Origin of the sequence: Streptomyces stelliscabiei (assembly GCF_014873495.1) — a bacterium.
Classification (GTDB): domain Bacteria; phylum Actinomycetota; class Actinomycetes; order Streptomycetales; family Streptomycetaceae; genus Streptomyces; species Streptomyces bottropensis.
In genome coordinates, this window is record NZ_JADBGF010000001.1 from 4,316,694 (window position 1) to 4,334,891 (window position 18,198).

The following is an 18,198-nucleotide window of genomic DNA, read 5'->3' on the forward strand; positions in this document are numbered from 1 at the left end:
CGCCGCCGGGCGGGCCGATAGCGGGAATACACGCCAGATGCCGCAGACAGTCCAGCTCGGTCACGCTTCCGGCCGCCGCGTCGCCCCCGGGGTCACCGCCCTGCGCGGCGGCCGTGGCCGGCTGACCCGGCGGCCCACTCCCTACCTTGTCGTGGGCGGGCTGTTCTGGCTGGTGACGACGCTGGCGTACTGGCGGGTGCCGCTGTGCTGCGACGCCGGTCTGCACGCGGCGGTCGTCGAACGGCTCCGCTGGGACCTGCTGCACCCGGCCCACCCGACCGCCGCCCTGCCGGGCGCGGGCAGCCCGCACTACTCCCCGTACGCCCTCGCGCAGGGGGTTCTCGCGCGGCTGACCGGGCTGAGCGGCTGGTCGCTGGTGAAGCTCGCCGGTCCGGTGAACCTGCTGGTGCTGCTCACCGGGCTCGGCCGTTTCGTGCGCGTCCTCACGCCCCGGGCGTGGGCGCCGGTTTTCGCGCTGCTGTTCACGACCCTGCTGTGGGGCACGGGGACGGCCCCGTGGAGCGGCGGCCCCGGGCTGATGTCGATGACGACGGACCTCGGCCACCCGTCCGCGTTCGCCCTCGGGCTGATGTTCTGGGGGTGGGCGTGGACGGGAGTACGCGCGCGGGGCGGCGGTTCCGGGCGGCGGGCACGGTACGTCGGGCCGAGCGGCCTCGGCGGCCTGGGAGCGTACGCCGGGCTCGGCGCCCTCTACGGGCTGATCCTGCTGGTGCATCCGATGACGGCCGCGGCCGCGGTGGCCGGGGCCACGGCGCTCGTGACGGCCTGGCAGCACGGGTGGCGGGCGCCGCTGGCGGGGCGCTGGGTACTGACGGCGACGGTCGCCGCGGCGGTCGCGGTCGCCTGGCCCTCCTACGACGTCCTGTCGTCGGCCACAGGCACGAGCGCGAACGCCGTCCCGCCCTTCGCGGACGTGGCCGGCCACCTCTGGCCGGCGCTGCTCGGACTGCCGGCGCTGTGGGCACGGGGGCGTGGGTCGCGCAGGGACCCGCTGGTGCTGGTGTGCGCGACGGAGTGCCTGGTGGCGGCGTACGGCTGGGTGGGCGGACACCCCGCATACGGCCGGGTCGCGGAGGTCGCGGCCGTGGCCGCGCAGGTCGCCCTCGGGGTGGAGCTGGCGGCGCCCCGACCGTGGCGGTGGGCGCGGCGGGCGCTGGGCGGCGCGGCGGTCGCGGGGGCGTGCGCGGGGTTGCTCATGGTGCACGCCGGCGCGGTCGTACCGGCCGTGTTCGACCCCGTCGGCTTCGCACAGCCGCCGCGGTGGCCGTCGTACGCGTGGGCGGCCCGGCATGTGCGGGCGGGCGAGGTACTGCTCACCGACGGGTACCGCGCGGGGCGCTCGCTCCCGGGGTACGGGGTGAACGTGGTGGCGCCCCCGTGGTCCGATCCGGCGCTGCCGGAGGCGGAACGGGGGCGACGGCTCACCGAGGTCCGGGCCTACCTCGATCCCGCGTCGACCCGTGGGCGGCGCGGGACCGTCGCCCGGCGGTACGGGGTGCGGTGGCTGCTGCTGACGCGGTGGCGTCGGGTGCCCGGGGAGGCGGTGGTCGTGGACTGGAGTCCGCGGACCGGGGAGGTGCTGGCGCGGATCGCTCCGTAGGGGGCGCGCGGAGCGGTCCGCGCCGGGTGGCGGCCCGGGGCTGCCGGACCTACTCGACGACCAGCTCGACCGGGATGTTGTTGCGGGTGGCGTTGGAGTAGGGGCAGACCTGGTGGGCCTGCTCGACGAGCTTGCGGCCGGTGGCCTCGTCGACGGAGTCGGGGAGTTCGACGCGGAGGGTGACCTTGAGGGCGAAGCCCTCGCCCTGCTTGCCTATGCCGACCTCGGCGGTCACGGCGGCGTCGCTGACATCGACCTTGGCCGCACGGCCGACGAGACCGAGGGCGCTGGCGAAGCAGGCGGAGTAGCCGGCGGCGAAGAGCTGCTCGGGGTTGGTGCCCTGGCCGTTGCCGCCCAGCTCCACCGGGAGTGCCAGGTCGAGGTCGAGCTTGCCGTCGTTGCTGACGGCGCGACCGTCACGGCCGTGGGTGGCGGTGGCGACAGCGGTGTAGAGCGCGTCCATGGAAGAACCATCCCTTTCACAGGTCATCTCACGTCCGGCGGTCCGGTCCGACCGCCGTTCACGGACTCAAGTAGAGCACACAATTCAATTGCCCACAACTAAATGACGGACAGGAGTTACGCTGGATCCATGACCACGAGTGCCGTTCCCACGCCCGAGGGGGTCTCCTCGGAGATCTCCGGGCAGATCTCCGAGGAGGAGTTCCTCCGTCTCGACCGGCAGATCTGCTTCTCCCTGCACGCCGCCTCCCGCGCCTTCAACAGCGTCTACCGCGTGACCCTGAAGGATCTGGGGATCACCTATCCGCAGTACCTGGTGATGCTGGTGCTGTGGGAGCGGGGAGAGCTGCCCGTCAAGAAGCTGGGCGAGCATCTGCGGCTCGACTCCGGGACCCTTTCGCCGCTGCTCAAGCGTCTGGAGGCCGCCGGACTCGTCCAGCGGGAGCGCAGCGCGCGCGACGAGCGGTCGGTCGTGGTGCGGCCGACCGGGGAGGGCGCCGCCCTGCGTGAGCGCGCCCTGGCGGTGCCGCGCCGGATCGTCTCCGCGACGACCTTGGACCTGGACGAGATCCGCGACCTGCGCGACCGGCTGGACCGCCTGACGACCGCGCTGGACGAGGCGGCACTGGAGGAGCCGACGGAGTAGCCGGCGGAGCAGCCGAAGGCCCGGTCGCCTGACCGGTCGATCAGAACGGACCGCCCCACGCGGAACCCCCGCCCCCCGCGCACCCTCTTCCCCACCGGGCCGCGAAGTCGCCCTTAAGGGAAGATTTGCACACATACCTCTCACAGGTGCGGGGCAACCATGGCTCTCCAGCAGGCGCAGGTCTCCGTCGTCGTCATCGGCTACGACGACGCCGCCCACGTGGCGGACGCCGTGCGTTCGGCGCTCGCGCAGGGACCGGCCGTCCGCGAGGTGATCGCGGTCGACGACTGTTCGACGGACGGCAGCGGCGAGCTGCTGGAGCGGCTGGCCGAGGCGGAGCCCCGTCTGCGGGTACTGCGGCGCCGGTCCAACAGCGGCGGCTGCGGCACCCCGCGCAACGACGGGGTGGACGCCGCGGCCGCGCCGTACGTGATGTTCCTGGACAGCGACGACGTACTGCCGCCCGGCGCCGTGGACGCGCTGCTGGGCGCCGCCCTGGAGCACGACGCGCCGGTCGCCTCGGGGCTGTGCGTGCGCAGGGAGCTGCCGTCCGGCCGCGAGACCCCGTGGCAGCCCGAGCTGTACGCCCGGCGCACGCTGGTGCCGCACCCCTCCCGGCGCGTGCGCCTGGCGCACGACACCCTCTGCGTCAACAAGCTCTACCGCACCACCTTTCTGCGCGACCACGCGATCCGCTTCCCCGACGGCCGCTTCCCGTACGAGGACTTCGTCTTCGGCGCGCGTGTCCTGGCCGCCGCGCCGCGGACCGCCCTCGTCCCCGATCCGGTGTACGTCTGGCACGTGCGCCGCTCGGCCACCCGGCTGTCCCTCTCCCTCGACCGCTCCGGCATCGCCAACTGGCGGGCCCGGACGGAGGCCGACCGCCTGTCGTACGACATCCTGCTGGGCGCCGGCGAGAAGCAGCTCGCGCGGGCGACGCGGACGCGCTTCCTCGACCACTCGCTGCGGATGTACGCGCGCGAGCTGGACCTGCGCGGCGCGGAGTACCGGCGCGCGTGGTGGGCCCTGACCCGCGCGCACCTGGCCTCCTTCGACGAGGGCGACTTCGCGACGGCGCCCGCGCCCGGCCGGGTGGTCGCCCGGGTGATCCTGGCCGCCGAGGAACCGCGCGACCTGGCCCGCCTCAAGGAGATCGCGGCCCGCCCGGCCCGGCTGACACCGCCCTACGCACGCGCGGGTGACGGCACGCCCGTCTGGTCCGCGGAACTGCCGCAGGTGGAGCTGGACCATCTCCTCGTCCGCCCCGTGCACCTGCTGCCGGCCGCCGTCGACGCGGAACTGCGGCCCCGCGCGCGGCGGACGACGCTCCGCCTGCGGCTGCACGAGCTGTACGGGCGGATGGCGCAGGCGGGGCCGCGGAGCGTGGAGGTGGAGTTCACCGAACGCAAGGACGGGCGGGTGGGGTTCGCCGCCACGGCCTCCCTCGTGGCCGAGCCCGGCTTCGACAGCTGGACGGCGGACGTCCCGCTGGATCTCGCCGCGCTGGGCAGCGGCACCTGGGACCTCCGGCTGCGGCTGCGCTTCGCGGACGGCGGCCGGCGCGAGACCACCGCGCACGCCGTCGCGGGCGCCGGGCTGCTGCGCCGGAGCGCGCTGCCGAGCGCCCGCCACGGGGTGCTCCTCGCGCAGCCGTACGCGACGCACGCGGGGGCGCTCGCGCTGCGGCTCGCGCCCGGTTGGCGAGGTTTGACCGATGTGGTGCTGCGTCGCCTCACACGCCTGCTTCACTGAGAGCCGACTGGTTGCACCTGCATCATCACCATGGCGGCTGACACGGCACGTCATCGCCATGACTACGAGAGGTACGAGGGGACGGTCGTCCATGACCTGGCTGATCACCGGTGGCGCCGGATACATCGGGGCGCACGTGGTGCGCGCGATGCTCGACGCGGGCGAGGAGACCGTCGTCTACGACGACCTGTCCACGGGGGTCGCCGAACGGGTGCCCGACGGCGTGCCGTTGGAGATCGGCTCCACCCTCGACGCGGACCGGCTGGCCCGGGTCGTCCGGGACCGGCACGTCACCGGTGTCGTCCATCTCGCGGCGAAGAAGCAGGTCGGCGAGTCCGTCGAACGGCCGCTGCACTACTACCGGGAGAACGTCGAGGGCCTGCGCACCCTGCTGTCGGCCGTCACGGACGCCGGGGTCGCGTCCTTCGTGTTCTCCTCCTCCGCCGCCGTGTACGGCATGCCCGAGGCGGCCCTCGTCACCGAGGAGACGCCGTGCGCGCCGATGAGCCCCTACGGCGAGACCAAGCTGGCCGGCGAGTGGCTGGTACGGGCCACGGGCCGGGCGACCGGCCTGTCGACGGCCTCCCTGCGCTACTTCAACGTGGCGGGGGCCGCGACCCCGCGACTGGCCGACACCGGCGTCTTCAACCTCGTCCCCATGGTCTTCGAGAAGCTCTCCGAGGGCGCCCCGCCACGGATCTTCGGCACCGACTACCCGACCCCCGACGGGACCTGTGTCCGGGACTACATCCATGTCGTCGACCTCGCCGAGGCCCACGTGGCGACCGCGCGGCGGCTGCGCGAGGCGCCGGGCACCGATCTCACCCTCAACATCGGGCGCGGGGACGGTGTTTCGGTGCGCGGGATGATCGACCGGATCACCGCGCTCACCGGCCACGACGTGACTCCCGTGGCCGTCGGGCGACGACCCGGCGACCCCGCGCGCGTCGTCGCCTCGGCGGACCGGATCGCCGCCGAGCTGGGCTGGAAGGCCCGGTACGGCGTCGACGACATGATCGCTTCGGCGTGGGCGGGCTGGACGGTGAACCACCCCTCGCGGTGAGACGACCGGAGAGGATTGTGACGGGATCGACGTACCGTGGGAACTGTCCGGTGCCGTTTGCGCGTGTGTACTGAGGGAAGCGAACAGGCAAGCGGACACTGGCTCGCGGGGCACCGGCAGGCACGACGAGCAGGCGACGCAGGACGTAGGACGACAGGGCGTTACGGGGGTAGCGGCGATGCCGGCATGGGACATCGATCCGATCAACGTGCAGACCACGCTGAAGTCGACCGGTGAGGCGGCGGGCGGCCTGGAGAAGGCCGCCAACTCGCTGGTGTCGAACATGGCGAGCGCGGCCGAGTCGGCCGGTACGGCCGTGCCGGGCGGGCAGTTCAGCGGACCCATGGTCGGTCCGGTGGTGGCGGGCACCCCACGGGTGCCGGTCGGGCCGGTCGCGGCGGCGCTGAGCAAGTACCTCCAGGAGCGGCAGCAGAAGCTGGCGTACATGGCGCAGCGGACCATCGACTCCGTGCAGGGCGCGGCCAACGCCACCAACGCCTATGTCACGGGCGACCTGGACATGGCCGCCGAGCAGCAGGCCAACGCCCTGAAGGCGACGGTGGTCCCGCCGCCGCCGGGTGTCGGCGGCAACGGCGGGCAGGGGCCGAAGTGAGCGACGACATCCCCGTCATCCCGGAGGAGGTCCCCGAGTTCACCGGCAACCTGGAGCTGCTCGACCAGCACATCGCGGGCGTCCGTTCGGCCGGCACCTCCCTGAAGGACTCGGGTTCGGCGATCCACACCCGCTTCGGCGGCCTCTCCGCGTACTACAAGGCACCCGAGGCGGAGGCGCTGTTCGCGACGACCGCGCCGGTGGCCGCCAAGGGCGACGAGTTCGCCACCGAGCTGGAGACCGTGGCCTCGGCGCTGGACACGTACGCCGCCGCCGTCGGCCCGCTCAAGCAGAAGTTCGACCAGCTCCGGCAGGACGCGATCGCCTTCCGCGCGAAGATCGCGGACGACGACGAGTGGCGCGCCGACGGTGACCTCGTCGAGGAGAACAACAACCGCCGCTCGGACATCAACGCCGCGTACGCGGCCTTCCAGGCCGCCGAACGCGACTGCTACAACAAGATCGTGGCGCTGGTCGGCGGCGAGGCGCTCGTCGTCAACGACGGCTCGAACAAAGAGAACATGTACGGCTACCGGGGCGAGGACCTGAACAACGCCGGTGGTCTGCCGTGGGGTGACCCGGTCGAGGAGTCCAACCCCTGGTACTACATCCACGAGCACGTCTGGGACTTCGCGGTCGGCTTCGTGGTCGACGGGGTGTGGGGCACGATCAAGGGCCTCGGCACCCTGGTCGGCTTCAGCGGCTGGGACGCGGCGGGGCAGGCCTGGGTCGGCCTCGGCAAGCTCGCGACGGGCATCGTCATCATGTCCAACCCGGTGACGGCCGCCGCCTTCTGGCTCACGCCCGACGACAAACTGCCCTCCTGGATCCGCGACTCCCGCACGGCCGTCGTGGAGACCGGCAAGGCGCTCATCGCCTACGACGAGTGGGGCAAGAACCCGTCCCGCGCGGCCGGGGCGGTCACCTTCAACGTCCTGACGACGATCTTCACGGGCGGCGCGGGCGGCGCGGTCTCCGGCGCGGGCAAGGCGGGCGCCATCGCCAGGGCCATCTCCTTCGCGGGCAAGGCCGGCAGGATCGTCGACCCGATGACGTACATCACCAAGGGCGTCGGCGCGACGGCGGTGAAGATCAGCGACGTCATGGCGAGCCTGCGCGGCATCACCGACGGCACCCACATCAAGCTCGGCGAGGGCACGTACCAGATCGCCGATCCGCCGCACATCGCCGACGAACTGCCCTCGGGGCTCACCCCCGAGAACTCCGTCCGCATGGAGACGCCCAAGGGCGAGGTCGTCTACCTGAACACCGACACGCTGGTCGTGCACAACGCCGACGGCACGGTGCGGGAGTCCCTGGACGGCCTCAAGCACGAGGGGACGGCGGCCGAGCGGGGTGTCGACGTGGATGCCCGGCAGCCCGAACTGGTGGGCGCGGGGGCCAGGGTGGGCGACGGCGGCTCCGTCGTCGGACGCGTCGGCGACGACCTGGGCGGGACCGGACGGGCCGGTGACAACGGCCTGCCCGGCGGCCGCGCGGACCACCTGCCCGGCGGCCGCGCGGACGACCTGGGCCGGGGCCCGGCCGGGAGCCACGAGACGCCGACCGGCGGCGGGGGCACGCGGGGCGGCGACGGGCCGACCGGCGGCGGCCACGGGGAGGCGCCGGGCGGCGGGCACGGCGGCGGAGGCGGCGGCGGGCACGGCGACGGACCCGGCGGAGGCGGGCACGGCGACGGACCCGGCGGCGGAGGTGACGGACCCGGCGGGGGTGACGGCCCCGGTGGTGGGGACGGACCCGGTGGTGGGGACGGCCCCGGTGGTGGGGACGGCCCCGGCAGGCCGGACTTCAGCGAGGGCGACTCGACGCCCACGCCTCCCACCGGCCCCATGCGCCCCGACCAGCAGGCGGCCGTCCTGGACCAGCTCAACAACCCCGACCACGGGCTCAAGCTCAAGTCGCAGGACGTGGAGCGCATGCTCACCCAGCTGAACAAGAGCCCCTACGGAGCCGGCATCGCGGCACACATCGCCGACGGGAAACTCGCCTCGATGCCCGGCTACAAGGACCTCCTCCTCCAGGTCAAGCAGGGAGACATGACGCCCTCGGTGCACATGGCCATGGAGCACGCGGCGGATCTGAGCGCCCGGGGCGTCAAGGACGTGGCCTTCGAGTTCAAGGCGCCGGGCGATAAACTGGACCTGGACGTGCTGGTCAAGGCGGGTGACAGGATCGAGTACGGCGTACAGCTCAAGGACGTGCAGTCGGTCTCGGGCATCAACTCCGCCGCCAAGAAGATCGCCATCAAGCAGCTCGCCGGGGAGATCGCCGGTCAGAAGGTCGCCATCCTGGACATCCACGATGTGAAGGCCGCTGTCACCGACGACATCCTGAGGTCCGTCGAGGGATACGCGCGAAGGACCAACGCCACCTTCGAACTGCGCTTCCAGGACGGCTCGATCACCATCCCGGCCAACGGCCCGACCTATCCGTGAGGAATTCCGTGTCCCTTCTCATGCGCGCCCCGAAGGAATGTGCGTCGTGGACGTGGGAGCTCGACGAGTTCGCACCCCCCGGCCTGGACTCCGCGCTGTCCGTGGCGGCCCGGATGTGCGCCGTGCTGCGCGAGCACGAACTGCTGGTACCCGACAGCCTCGAATGGGACTGGTTCGTGTACGGCAGCGGAGGCACCGGGCTCATCACCCGTATGGCCCTCCAGGGGCCGATGGACGACGAGGAGGTGCCCCGGCGCATCGAGCGCAGCCGCCCCGTCGGCTTCCCCGACGCGTCGGTCGGGAGCGTTCTCGTCGTGGGCTCCGGGACCTGGATCGACGCGACGGGCGAGAAGCGCGGGGAACACCGGCTGGTCGAGCTGACGGTGGCACCCGACGCGCCCGGCATCTGGGCGGAGCTGGCCCTCTTCCACGACGTCTGGGGCCCGTTCGACTTCCGGGGCGAGCCGCACCCCGAGGTGGCGCGGCAGAACGCCCCCCGCCTCGCGGCGGCCCTCCAGTCGCTCGACGCCCTCCTGGGCGTCCCGGCCGAACCCGGCGAGCCGACCTACTTCGGCTCCGCCGAGGGCCACGGCATCAAGCCCCCGGACACCGTGGACGGCCGGGGCCCGGACCTGACCGACCTCTTCTGACCCACGCCCACCCCCGAGCCCCGCGTCCGCGAACATGACACGGGGCTCGGCAACACGACGGCGGGGGCCTGATGGCTCGGTAGCCCCGGTGATCTGGCGGGTGCGGGTCAGCGGGGGCTGGTCGCGCAGTTCCCACTCACCCGCACCAGACCACCCACCGGCACCACCCCACCCCTCACGCACGCACTCACTCAGCCGTCGCCCGGCTCGTAGGCGGTGATGACGTACTCCGCCTCGTCGTCGATCGCGTTCTCGTCCGGGTCCAGGGTGATCCGTGACGGACGGCCGTCGGGGGCGTACTCCGCCTCCGCCGTGTCCGCCCGCTCCTGCCAGGCGTTCTCCAGGCTGTCGATGAGGTCACCGATGGTGGGGACCGCGCCGGGTCCCAGGGCCACGGCCTGCCGGCTGTCGGCGTCGAGGCCGACGGCCTCGGTCACCTCGCCGCCCCGGACCGTCACCCGGAAGCGCCCTGTCAGGACCTGCGAGCTCGACGTGAGGGTGTAGGTGTACGAGGCGGGGTCCTGCCACACGACCCTGTTCTGCGCCGTGGTGCCCTCCGGCGAGGCCCCGCCCGTCGCTTCGGGGGAGGCGGTCCCGCCCTCGCAGGCGGTCGTCACCCCCACCGTTCCCGCGGCCAGCACGGCGGCGAGGAGCACGGAACGAGCACGGGAGCGTACGAGAGTCACGGCGACCCCATTCCTGAGCGGCTGTGACTAAGACGCCTCCCGATCGGAAAACGTTCGGCGTCGGTCGACTCGACGACGCCCCCGGCGCCGTCCGCCCCGCCCCTACAGCGCGCGCAGCGCCGCGGCCGTGGCCCGCGTCAGGCTCTCCAGGTACCCCTTCGGCAGCTTGGGCGACCGGACGACCACCGACCGCCAGTACAGCGGCCCGAACATCACGTCCAGGGCGAGATCCTCGTCGACCGCCGCCCCGACGTCCCCGCGCGCGACCGCCGCCGCGACGATCCCCGTGGCGACGCTCTGCTGGCCCTCCCGCAAAGCCTTCCGCATCGCCTCGGCGATCTCGGGGTTGCGGGCGGCCTCGGCCTGGAGGTCGGGGATGATCTGGCCGGCGACCGGGTGGCGCAGGGCGCGGGACGTGACCTCGTACAGGAGCCGCAGGTCGCCCTCCAGCGAGCCCGTGTCCGGCGCGGGCAGGCCCTGGACGGCCACCGCCGAGACCAGGTCCAGCACCAGGTGCAGCTTGGAACGCCAGCGCCGGTACACGGCCGTCTTGCCGACGCCCGCCCGGCGCGCGATCCCCTCGATGGACATGCGCGCGTAGCCGACGGCCGCCAGTTCCTCGAAGACCGCGGCGCGGATCGCCTCGGTCACGTCCTCGCGGAGCACGGCCGCCCCGGCGGGGGCCCGGCGGCGCGGCCGTGGCGGCGGCTGCGCTTCGGAGGGGCCGGCGTTCGTCGTCATGCCCCCAGCATAGGGCGCCACGACGAAACGGTTGCGTTCCGACGTCGAATCGGCTTACTCTCGCGTTGCGACGATACGGTCCCGTCCCGACGTAAGCGCACGGCAAGAGCCGTACGAGAGCAGTACGAGAGCAGTACGTACGAGAGCAGTGCAGGACGGCGTGAGAGACGCCGGGCGCACTCGGGACGCCCCCTAGCGAAAGCAGCGGATGTGAGCCAGGTCCTCCACACACCGCCGCCCCCCACGGCGGCCCACCCCCCGGCCGCCCCGGCCGGCCAGGACACCCCCGCCGAGACCCCCGCCCAGCTCGCCGAGCGGTACGGCCTCAGCGTGAGCGGGGCCCGCCCCTCCCTCGGCGCGTACGTACGGCAGCTGTGGGCCAGACGGCACTTCATCACCGCCTTCGCCACGGCGAAGCTGACCGCGCAGTACAGCCAGGCCAAGCTCGGCCAGGTCTGGCAGATCGCGAACCCGCTGCTCAACGCGGCGGTCTACTACCTGATCTTCGGTCTGCTCATGGGCACCAAGAAGGGCGTGCCGGACTACGTCCCGTTCCTCGTGACCGGCGTGTTCGTGTGGACCTTCACCCAGAGCTCGATCATGGCCGGCACCCGGGCCATATCCGGCAGCCTGGGCCTCGTGCGGGCGCTGCACTTCCCCCGGGCCTCGCTGCCCCTGTCGTACTGCCTCCAGCAGCTCCAGCAGCTGCTGTTCTCCATGGCCGCGCTGGTCGTGATCCTGCTGGCCTTCGGGGTGCCGGTGGCCATGTCGTGGCTGCTGATCGTGCCCGCGCTGGCGCTCCAGTTCGTGTTCAACGCCGGCATCGCGATGGTGATGGCGCGGATCGGCGCCAAGACCCCCGACATCTCCCAGCTGATGCCGTTCGTCCTGCGCACCTGGATGTACACCTCGGGCGTGATGTTCAGCATCGACCACATGCTCGCCGACCGGAACATCCCGGCCGTCGTGCATCTGCTGCTGGAGTGCAACCCGGCCGCCGTGTACATCGACCTCATGCGGTTCGCGTTGATCGACAGCTTCCACGCGAGCCAACTCCCGCCGCACGTCTGGGCGATCGCCGCGGGCTGGGCGCTCCTCGCGGGCGTCGGCGGGTTCATCTACTTCTGGAAGGCTGAGGAGACGTACGGCCGTGGCTGACACGATCACCCCCACCCCCACCGGCATCCCCGCCGGCCCCCCCGCCGTTGCGGACGCGCGGCACGAGACCGTTCCGGGCACCGCCGCCGAACTCGTCCCCACCGTCGTCGTCGACGGCGTCGACATCGTCTACCGCGTCAACGGCACCGGCGCCGGACGCGGCACCGCCACCGCCGCGCTCAACCGCATCCTGCGGCGCAAGAAGTCCGAGAAGGCGGCCGGCGTACGCACGGTCCACGCCGTGCGGAACGTGTCGTTCACCGCGTACCGGGGCGAGGCCATCGGGCTCATCGGCACGAACGGCTCCGGCAAGTCGACCCTCCTCAAGGCCGTCGCCGGACTGCTCCCGGTGGAGAACGGCCGTATCTACACCGATGGCCAGCCCTCACTGCTCGGCGTCAACGCGGCCCTGATGAACGACCTGACGGGTGAACGGAACGTCCACCTCGGCGGGCTCGCCATGGGCATGTCCCGTGAGCAGGTCAAGGAGCGGTACGAGGAGATCGTCGACTTCTCGGGCATCAACGAGAAGGGGGACTTCATCACGCTCCCCATGCGCACGTACTCCTCCGGCATGGCGGCCCGGCTGCGGTTCTCCATCGCCGCCGCCAAGGACCACGACGTCCTGCTCATCGACGAGGCCCTCGCCACCGGCGACCGCTCCTTCCAGAAGCGCTCCGAGGCGCGCATCCGCGAGCTGCGCAAGCACGCGGGCACGGTCTTCCTCGTCAGCCACAACAACAAGTCGATCCGGGACACGTGCGACCGGGTGCTGTGGCTGGAGCGGGGGGAGCTGCGCCTGGACGGGCCCACGGACGAGGTGCTGAAGGAGTACGAGAAGTTCACCGGCGGGAAGAGGTAGCCGCCCCCGCCGAGACTCCCGCCGGCCCCGTCGCACTCACCTCTCCAAGAAGGTGAACAAGGCCTCCCACCTGTCCAGGATCTCCTCCGTCCCGTACCGCCGGATGTTCTCCCTCGCCCTGTCGCCCATCCCGTTCCGCAAGGCCTTGTCGGTCATCAACAGGTCCAGCTTGCGGGCCAGTTCACCGGTGTTGCCGGGGGAGACGAGGAGGCCGTCCTCGCCGTCGCGGACGATCTCGTGGACGCCGGGGGCGCAGTCGAAGGCCACGCAGGGCACGCCCATCGCCATGGCCTCCATCAGGGCGAGGGGGAAGCCCTCGCCCCGGGAGGACAGCGCGAAGACCGAGCCGGCGCGCAGGGCCCCGGGGACGTCGTTCGTCCGGCCCATCCAGGACACCGACTCGTCGAGGCCGAGTGCCGTGCACTGCTTGCGGAGCAGTTCCTCGTCCTCGCCGGAGCCGTACACGAGCAGGGTCCAGTCGGGGTGGCGGGGCGCCACCTCGGCCCAGGTGTCGAGGAGCATGTCGACACCCTTCTCGTCGCTGAGCCGGCCGATGCTGACCACGGCCTTCGCGGTGCGCGGCGAGGGCACCTCCGGCAGCCAGGGCACGGCGTTGGGCAGGTAGGAGGCGTTGTTGAGGCCCTCGCCGATCCACAGGTCGGCGTCCTCGCGGGTGAGGACGAGCATCCGGTCCACGTCCCGGTAGTGCGTCAGCACGCGCCGGAAGCGGGAGGAGCGCCGGGCGGTCTCGAAGGACTCGTGGCTCATTCCGATGACGGTCAGCCCGCTGGTGTCGGCGAGCTTCACCCACTCCATCGCCCACACCTGGGTCACGATGACGACCGCGCCGGGCCGCGCGGCCCGGAAGAGACCGGTGAGCACGGCCGCCCTGTCCCGCTTGCTCGCCTCCCGCGCCCGGCCGGGGGGCGGCGGCTGGCCGTCGTAGAGCCTGGTGGTGGGGTACGGAAGGGCGCCGAGGTCGTGCGGGTCCTCGGGGGTGGTGATCCCGACGACGTGGACGCGGTGTCCGCGCCCGGTCAGGAGGCGGGCCAGGTGGTGGGACCAGCTGGTCACGCCGCCCAGCTCGTCCACGCTGTTGGACACCAGGAAGACGTCCCGCGCCCCGGTCGCTCGTGCCTCGTCCGGCCCGGTCACTTCCGCCTCCACTCGGAGAAGAACTGGTCGACGACGCTCTGCGCCGCCGTCCCCTTGTCGTACTCGCCGAAGTCGGCCGTGAACCGCTCGCGCGCGGCGGCGTACTTGAGCGTCTGGTCCTCCAGCGGCATGGACCGCAGGACGGACGTCAGCTCGTCCTCCGTGCGCACGACCGGGCCCGGCGCCCGTTCCAGCAGGTCGAAGTAGGTGCCCCGGCCCTCGTGCACGTACTCCTCGTAGTCGTGGACGAGGAACAGCATCGGGCGGTCCAGGAGGGCGTAGTCGAACATCACCGACGAGTAGTCCGTGATCAGCGCGTCGGCGAGGGCGAGGACGGGGGTCACGTCGTGGTGCGCCGAGACGTCGAGGACCCGGCCCCGGACCGACGGGGGGAGCACGACGTGGTTGAGGTAGTGGGCGCGGACGAGGAGGACGTACTCGTCACCGAAGGTGTCGGCGAAGCGCTCCACGTCGAAGGGGAGCTGGAAGCGGCGCTGGCCCTGGTGGCGGAAGGTGGGGGCGTAGAGCAGGATCTTCCGGTCCGCCGGGATGCCCAACTCGGCCGCCAGCGGCGGGCGTTCGGAGGGCGGCCGGGTCCCCCGGGCCCGTACGAGGGCGTCGTTGCGGGGATAGCCCACCCGCAGCAGCACCTTCTCCCGCAGCCGGAAGGCCTTCGCCAGGGTGCGGACGTCGTGCTCGGAGCGGATCAGGAAGTGGTCGAAGCGGTCGAGGGTGCGCTGCTGTTCGGCCTGCTCGGCCCGGGTCTTGAGCTTCCAGCCGGGCTCGTCGAAGCCCATCCGCTTGAGGGCGGAGCCGTGCCAGGTCTGCAGGTAGGTCGTGCCGGGGCGCTTGGTCAGCTTCAGCGGGAAGCTCTGGTTGTCGACCCAGAACGCGGCGCGGGCCAGCGCCCGCAGATACGGCAGGGACCAGCGGCGGACGAGGGTCGCGTCGGCGGGGAAGCCCTCCGGGCGGCCGGTGTAGGACCACACCGCCTCGAAGTCGAGACCCTGGCGGCGCATCTCCTCGTAGATCGCCCGGGGGCTGTCGCTGTACTGCCGGCCGAGGTGGCTCTCGAACACCACCAGGCGCCTGCGCGGCGGCATCCGCCGGAACACCTCGTGGTAGAGGCGGATCTTGGTGTCTCCGGAGGTGGCCTTCGTGCGCAGCGTCTTGGCCCTGCGGTAGCCCGACTTGGCGAGCCGGCCGGGCGTGCCCCGCAGGCCCCGGGTGACGAGGGCGTTGGCCTTCTTGTCGGGGACCAGCCGGAAGGCGAGGTGGCCGCGGGCGGAGATCTGCGGCTCGATCCGGTCGGCGACCAGCCGGGTCAGGCGCGGGCGGACCGGCAACGCGCCGGTGACGAGGCCCGGTTCGGCGGCGGTGAGCCGGCTGGTGGTGCGCTCGCCGTCGACGTCCAGGTGGAGGCGTACGTCCCAGACGGCGTCCACGATGCCGAGCGGGCGCAGCGTCCTCGCGATGTCGGCGGTCGCCTCCCAGGTGAGGTACGGGCCCTCGTGCCGGACGGCCGCCACCGGCACCCGGAAGGTCTGGAAGCGCACGCCGGGGCGGCGGGCGTAGAACTCCAGCTCGGCGGTGAGCCGCGCGCCGGGCGGCACGATCCCGAGGGGGTTGGTGAGGCGCCCGGCGAGACGGATGCCGCCTCCGCCCGGCGCGTCCTGCTCGTACCGGGTCAGCTCGTTGCGCAGGAACAGCCTGCCCACCGGGCGGGAGTGGTAGCCGAGTTCGGTGACGTCCAGGACCCGGCGCGCGAGCCGCCCCTCCTCCCCCGGGGCGTCCAGGTGCTCGGCGCACCAGTAGATCCGCCCGTCCCGCTCGACGAGGGGCGCGGAGACCTTGTCGCGGTTGGTGAGGGTGTCCACGGCGGGCAGCAGGTTGTCCCAGTCGCCCCCGCGCATCAGGAAGGCGCAGATGGCGTGGATGGGTTCGACCTCGTCGTACGCGGCCGGGTCGATCGACGTCAGATAGGCGCGGGCCAGCCCGGCGAACTCCTGGCGGTAGGCCGCGTCCCGGAAGGGCAGGTCCCGCAGATGCAGCACCAGGTCGTGCTTGAGGAACTTGACGTCCTTGCGGCACTTCAGCTCCCGCAGGCCCTTGTCGGCGAGGAGCCGGTCCACCCGGCGGTGGATCTCCATGCGGTGCGCGAAGTTGGCGATCTCGGCCCGCCGGTTGCTGATCGAGGCCGCCGACGTCCCGGTGATCTGGACGACGTTCCAGTCGTAGACGCGGTTGGGGATCAGGGTGATCCGGCGGGCGGCCGTGTACGCCTGGGCGGAGAAGAAGAGGTCCTCGTAGTGGATGCCGACGGGGAACAGCAGGCCCTGGTCGACCAGGAAGTCACGGCGGTAGCACTTGTTGGTGGACAGGGTGTCGTAGACCAGCAGGTCGGGCAGCTCGGCGACCGAGTCGAGGGTACGGGTGCGGGCGTACAGCCACGGGTACCACCTGACCTCCTTGCGGGTGCGCGTGTCCACGTGGACGCGGACGCACAGGCCGGAGACGAGGTCGGCGCCGGTGGTCTCGGCGGCCTCCAGCATGTTCCGGCAGGCGTCGCGCTCCAGGACGTCGTCGCTGTCGAGGAAGAGGACGTACTCGCCGTGGGTCTCCTGGATGCCCCGGTTGCGGGGGGCGCCGCAGCCGCCGCTGTTCTCGGGCAGCCGGTACGCCCGTACGCGGCCCGGGTGCTCGGCGGCGAGGCGGGTGGCGACCTCGTACGAGGCGTCCGTGCTGTGGTCGTCGACGATCACGACCTCGACGCTCCGCAGCGTCTGCCCCAGCACCGAGCGGACGGCCGTGGGCAGCCTGGCCTCGTCGTTGTAGACGATCACGACGACGGACATCGCGGGTCGCCGGTCCACGTCCATGCCCCTGCCCACGTCCACGTCCACGCGCACCCCATTCATCCCGTTTTCACCGGTTTCTCTCCCCTCTATAGACCGTGGTGCGGTTGAGGGCCACTTGGGTAGATGTCCCCGTCGGTGCACGGGTTGCCTCATCCGCCTCCGCCGCGGCCGTGCCGCGATACGCTCCGGACAGAGGTTGAGCGGAGGGGGGCGGTCGATGCGCGGGGTGGTACCTGAGCCGCTGCGGGTGGAGGATCCGCGGGAGATCGCCGGGTATCCGCTGTACGCCCGGATCGGTGAGGGCGGCATGGGCACCGTCTATCTCTCCCGCAGCCGGGGCGGCCAGCCGGTCGCGCTGAAACTGGTCCGCCCGGAGTACGCCGCCGCCCCCGCCTTCCGTGAGCGGTTCGCCCGCGAGGTGGCCGCCGGACGCCGTGTCTCCGGCTACCACCTGGTGCCGATCGTCGACCACGACGCCGGGGCGGAGCGGCCCTGGCTCGCCACCCACTACGTACCGGGCGTCCCCCTCGGCCAGGCCCTGGAGACCCACGGCCCGCTCCCCGTGCCCACCGTCCTGCAGCTGCTGGCCTGCGCCGCGTACGCGCTGGACGCCGTGCACACCGCCGGGGTGATCCACCGCGACGTCAAGCCCGCCAACCTGCTGCTCGCGGCGGACGGGCCCTGGCTGCTCGACTTCGGCATCGCGCGGGCGGCGGGCGCGGCCACCCTCACCACCGCCGGACGCCTCATCGGCACCCCGCGCTACATGTCCCCCGAGCACGCCCTCGGACGCCGGGTGACCTCCGCGTCGGACGTCTTCGCGCTCGGCCTGATCGCGGCGGTCGCCGCCACCGGAAGCCACCCGTACGGCCGAGGCAATCCGCTGGCCATCGCGACCCGCATCGCCGCCACCGATGTCGCCCCGCCCGCCCTGACCGGCATCGACCGGCCCCTCCTCGACATCGTGCGCCGCTGCCTCACCGCCGACCCGGCGTCCCGGCCCTCCGCCGCCGCCCTCGCCGAGCACTGCGCGGGAGCGGCCCGCCGGGACGTGCGCGACTTCACGGGCTGGCTCCCGGCCCCGGTCGCCACCTCGGTGGCCATCATCGAGACCGCCTTCCGCGCGCTGTCGTTGACGGAGGCCCCGACGGCCCCGACCCCCCACATCTCGGAGGCCCCGACGGCCCGCCGCCTGCCACCGACGGCACCGATCACGATGCGGGACGAGGAGTGGCGGCGCCGGGTCCGCCGGGAGCCGTGAGTCGGGTGCGTTGTCGGGTGCGGGTGGTTCGTGGTTGCTCGCGCAGTTCCCCGCGCCCCTGAAAGCCCAGGCTTCTCAGGGGCGCGGGGAACTGCGCGAGAAGCCTCACCGGGGCCGCGGCCGCCGACGAACCGGCATCCCCGAGCCATGGGGCGCCCACATTTCCCCGGGAACCGCAACACCCACCCCAAGTGTCATAAGTGCCGTATAAGCT

At 72.5% G+C, this 18,198-nt stretch carries 15 protein-coding genes; 10 read left to right on the plus strand and 5 right to left on the minus strand.

Annotation, left to right across the window (positions count from 1 at the left end; all coding sequences use genetic code 11):
- The first annotated feature begins 37 nt into the window (after positions 1 to 37).
- Positions 38 to 1,621 carry a hypothetical protein gene (locus tag H4687_RS19030; protein ID WP_046915631.1) on the plus strand — a complete coding sequence of 528 codons (1,584 nt, stop codon included), beginning with the start codon at positions 38 to 40 and terminating at the stop codon, positions 1,619 to 1,621.
- 49 nt (positions 1,622 to 1,670) lie between these two features.
- Here the strand turns inward: H4687_RS19030 and H4687_RS19035 are convergent, their stop codons facing one another.
- A complete protein-coding gene (locus H4687_RS19035) occupies positions 1,671 to 2,084 on the minus strand; it encodes an organic hydroperoxide resistance protein (RefSeq protein ID WP_005486852.1) in 414 nt (137 codons plus the stop codon).
- Positions 2,085 to 2,213: 129 nt separating this feature from the next.
- Here H4687_RS19035 and H4687_RS19040 point away from each other — a divergent pair, with 129 nt between their 5' ends.
- The 6 genes from H4687_RS19040 (at position 2,214) to H4687_RS19065 (ending at position 9,263) form a co-directional block, all read left to right on the plus strand.
- Positions 2,214 to 2,729, plus strand: a complete 516-nt coding sequence (locus H4687_RS19040; RefSeq protein WP_050399260.1) for a MarR family winged helix-turn-helix transcriptional regulator — start codon at positions 2,214 to 2,216, stop codon at positions 2,727 to 2,729.
- Positions 2,730 to 2,888: 159 nt separating this feature from the next.
- Entirely contained in the window at positions 2,889 to 4,481 is a 1,593-nt protein-coding gene (locus H4687_RS19045; RefSeq protein WP_050399261.1) for a glycosyltransferase family 2 protein, read from the plus strand.
- Positions 4,482 to 4,572: 91 nt separating this feature from the next.
- Positions 4,573 to 5,544 (plus strand): UDP-glucose 4-epimerase GalE, encoded by a 972-nt coding sequence (galE, locus tag H4687_RS19050; RefSeq protein ID WP_046918678.1) that lies wholly within the window; start codon positions 4,573 to 4,575, stop codon positions 5,542 to 5,544.
- Between the two features lie 178 nt (positions 5,545 to 5,722).
- Positions 5,723 to 6,157 (plus strand): DUF6507 family protein, encoded by a 435-nt coding sequence (locus H4687_RS19055; RefSeq protein WP_005486856.1) that lies wholly within the window; start codon positions 5,723 to 5,725, stop codon positions 6,155 to 6,157.
- Complete coding sequence (locus tag H4687_RS19060; RefSeq protein ID WP_050399262.1) at positions 6,154 to 8,613, plus strand: hypothetical protein; 2,460 nt, start codon at positions 6,154 to 6,156, stop codon at positions 8,611 to 8,613. The genes H4687_RS19055 and H4687_RS19060 overlap by 4 nt, the downstream gene beginning before the upstream one ends.
- Before the next feature lie 20 nt (positions 8,614 to 8,633).
- Positions 8,634 to 9,263, plus strand: coding sequence for a hypothetical protein (locus H4687_RS19065; RefSeq protein ID WP_005486858.1), 630 nt, complete (start codon positions 8,634 to 8,636; stop codon positions 9,261 to 9,263).
- A 191-nt stretch (positions 9,264 to 9,454) separates the two neighbouring features.
- Here the strand turns inward: H4687_RS19065 and H4687_RS19070 are convergent, their stop codons facing one another.
- Together H4687_RS19070 and H4687_RS19075 are read right to left on the minus strand one after the other, a co-directional pair.
- On the minus strand, positions 9,455 to 9,949 hold the full coding sequence (locus tag H4687_RS19070) for a DUF6174 domain-containing protein (RefSeq protein ID WP_046920374.1): 495 nt from the start codon (positions 9,947 to 9,949) through the stop codon (positions 9,455 to 9,457).
- Between the two features lie 102 nt (positions 9,950 to 10,051).
- Positions 10,052 to 10,690 carry a TetR/AcrR family transcriptional regulator gene (locus tag H4687_RS19075; RefSeq protein WP_046920373.1) on the minus strand — a complete coding sequence of 213 codons (639 nt, stop codon included), beginning with the start codon at positions 10,688 to 10,690 and terminating at the stop codon, positions 10,052 to 10,054.
- A 210-nt stretch (positions 10,691 to 10,900) separates the two neighbouring features.
- Between H4687_RS19075 and H4687_RS19080 the strand changes: the two genes are divergently transcribed.
- A complete protein-coding gene (locus H4687_RS19080; RefSeq protein ID WP_050399263.1) occupies positions 10,901 to 11,848 on the plus strand; it encodes an ABC transporter permease in 948 nt (315 codons plus the stop codon).
- A complete protein-coding gene (locus H4687_RS19085; protein WP_050399264.1) occupies positions 11,841 to 12,710 on the plus strand; it encodes an ABC transporter ATP-binding protein in 870 nt (289 codons plus the stop codon). The genes H4687_RS19080 and H4687_RS19085 overlap by 8 nt, the downstream gene beginning before the upstream one ends.
- A gap of 36 nt (positions 12,711 to 12,746) precedes the next feature.
- Here the strand turns inward: H4687_RS19085 and H4687_RS19090 are convergent, their stop codons facing one another.
- Positions 12,747 to 13,865 carry a glycosyltransferase gene (locus tag H4687_RS19090; protein ID WP_046919330.1) on the minus strand — a complete coding sequence of 373 codons (1,119 nt, stop codon included), beginning with the start codon at positions 13,863 to 13,865 and terminating at the stop codon, positions 12,747 to 12,749.
- Positions 13,862 to 16,783, minus strand: coding sequence for a bifunctional glycosyltransferase/CDP-glycerol:glycerophosphate glycerophosphotransferase (locus tag H4687_RS19095; RefSeq protein ID WP_404819283.1), 2,922 nt, complete (start codon positions 16,781 to 16,783; stop codon positions 13,862 to 13,864). The genes H4687_RS19090 and H4687_RS19095 overlap by 4 nt, the downstream gene beginning before the upstream one ends.
- Positions 16,784 to 16,940: 157 nt before the next feature.
- Here H4687_RS19095 and H4687_RS19100 point away from each other — a divergent pair, with 157 nt between their 5' ends.
- Entirely contained in the window at positions 16,941 to 17,984 is a 1,044-nt protein-coding gene (locus H4687_RS19100) for a serine/threonine-protein kinase (protein WP_179860105.1), read from the plus strand.
- Positions 17,985 to 18,198 lie beyond the last annotated feature (214 nt).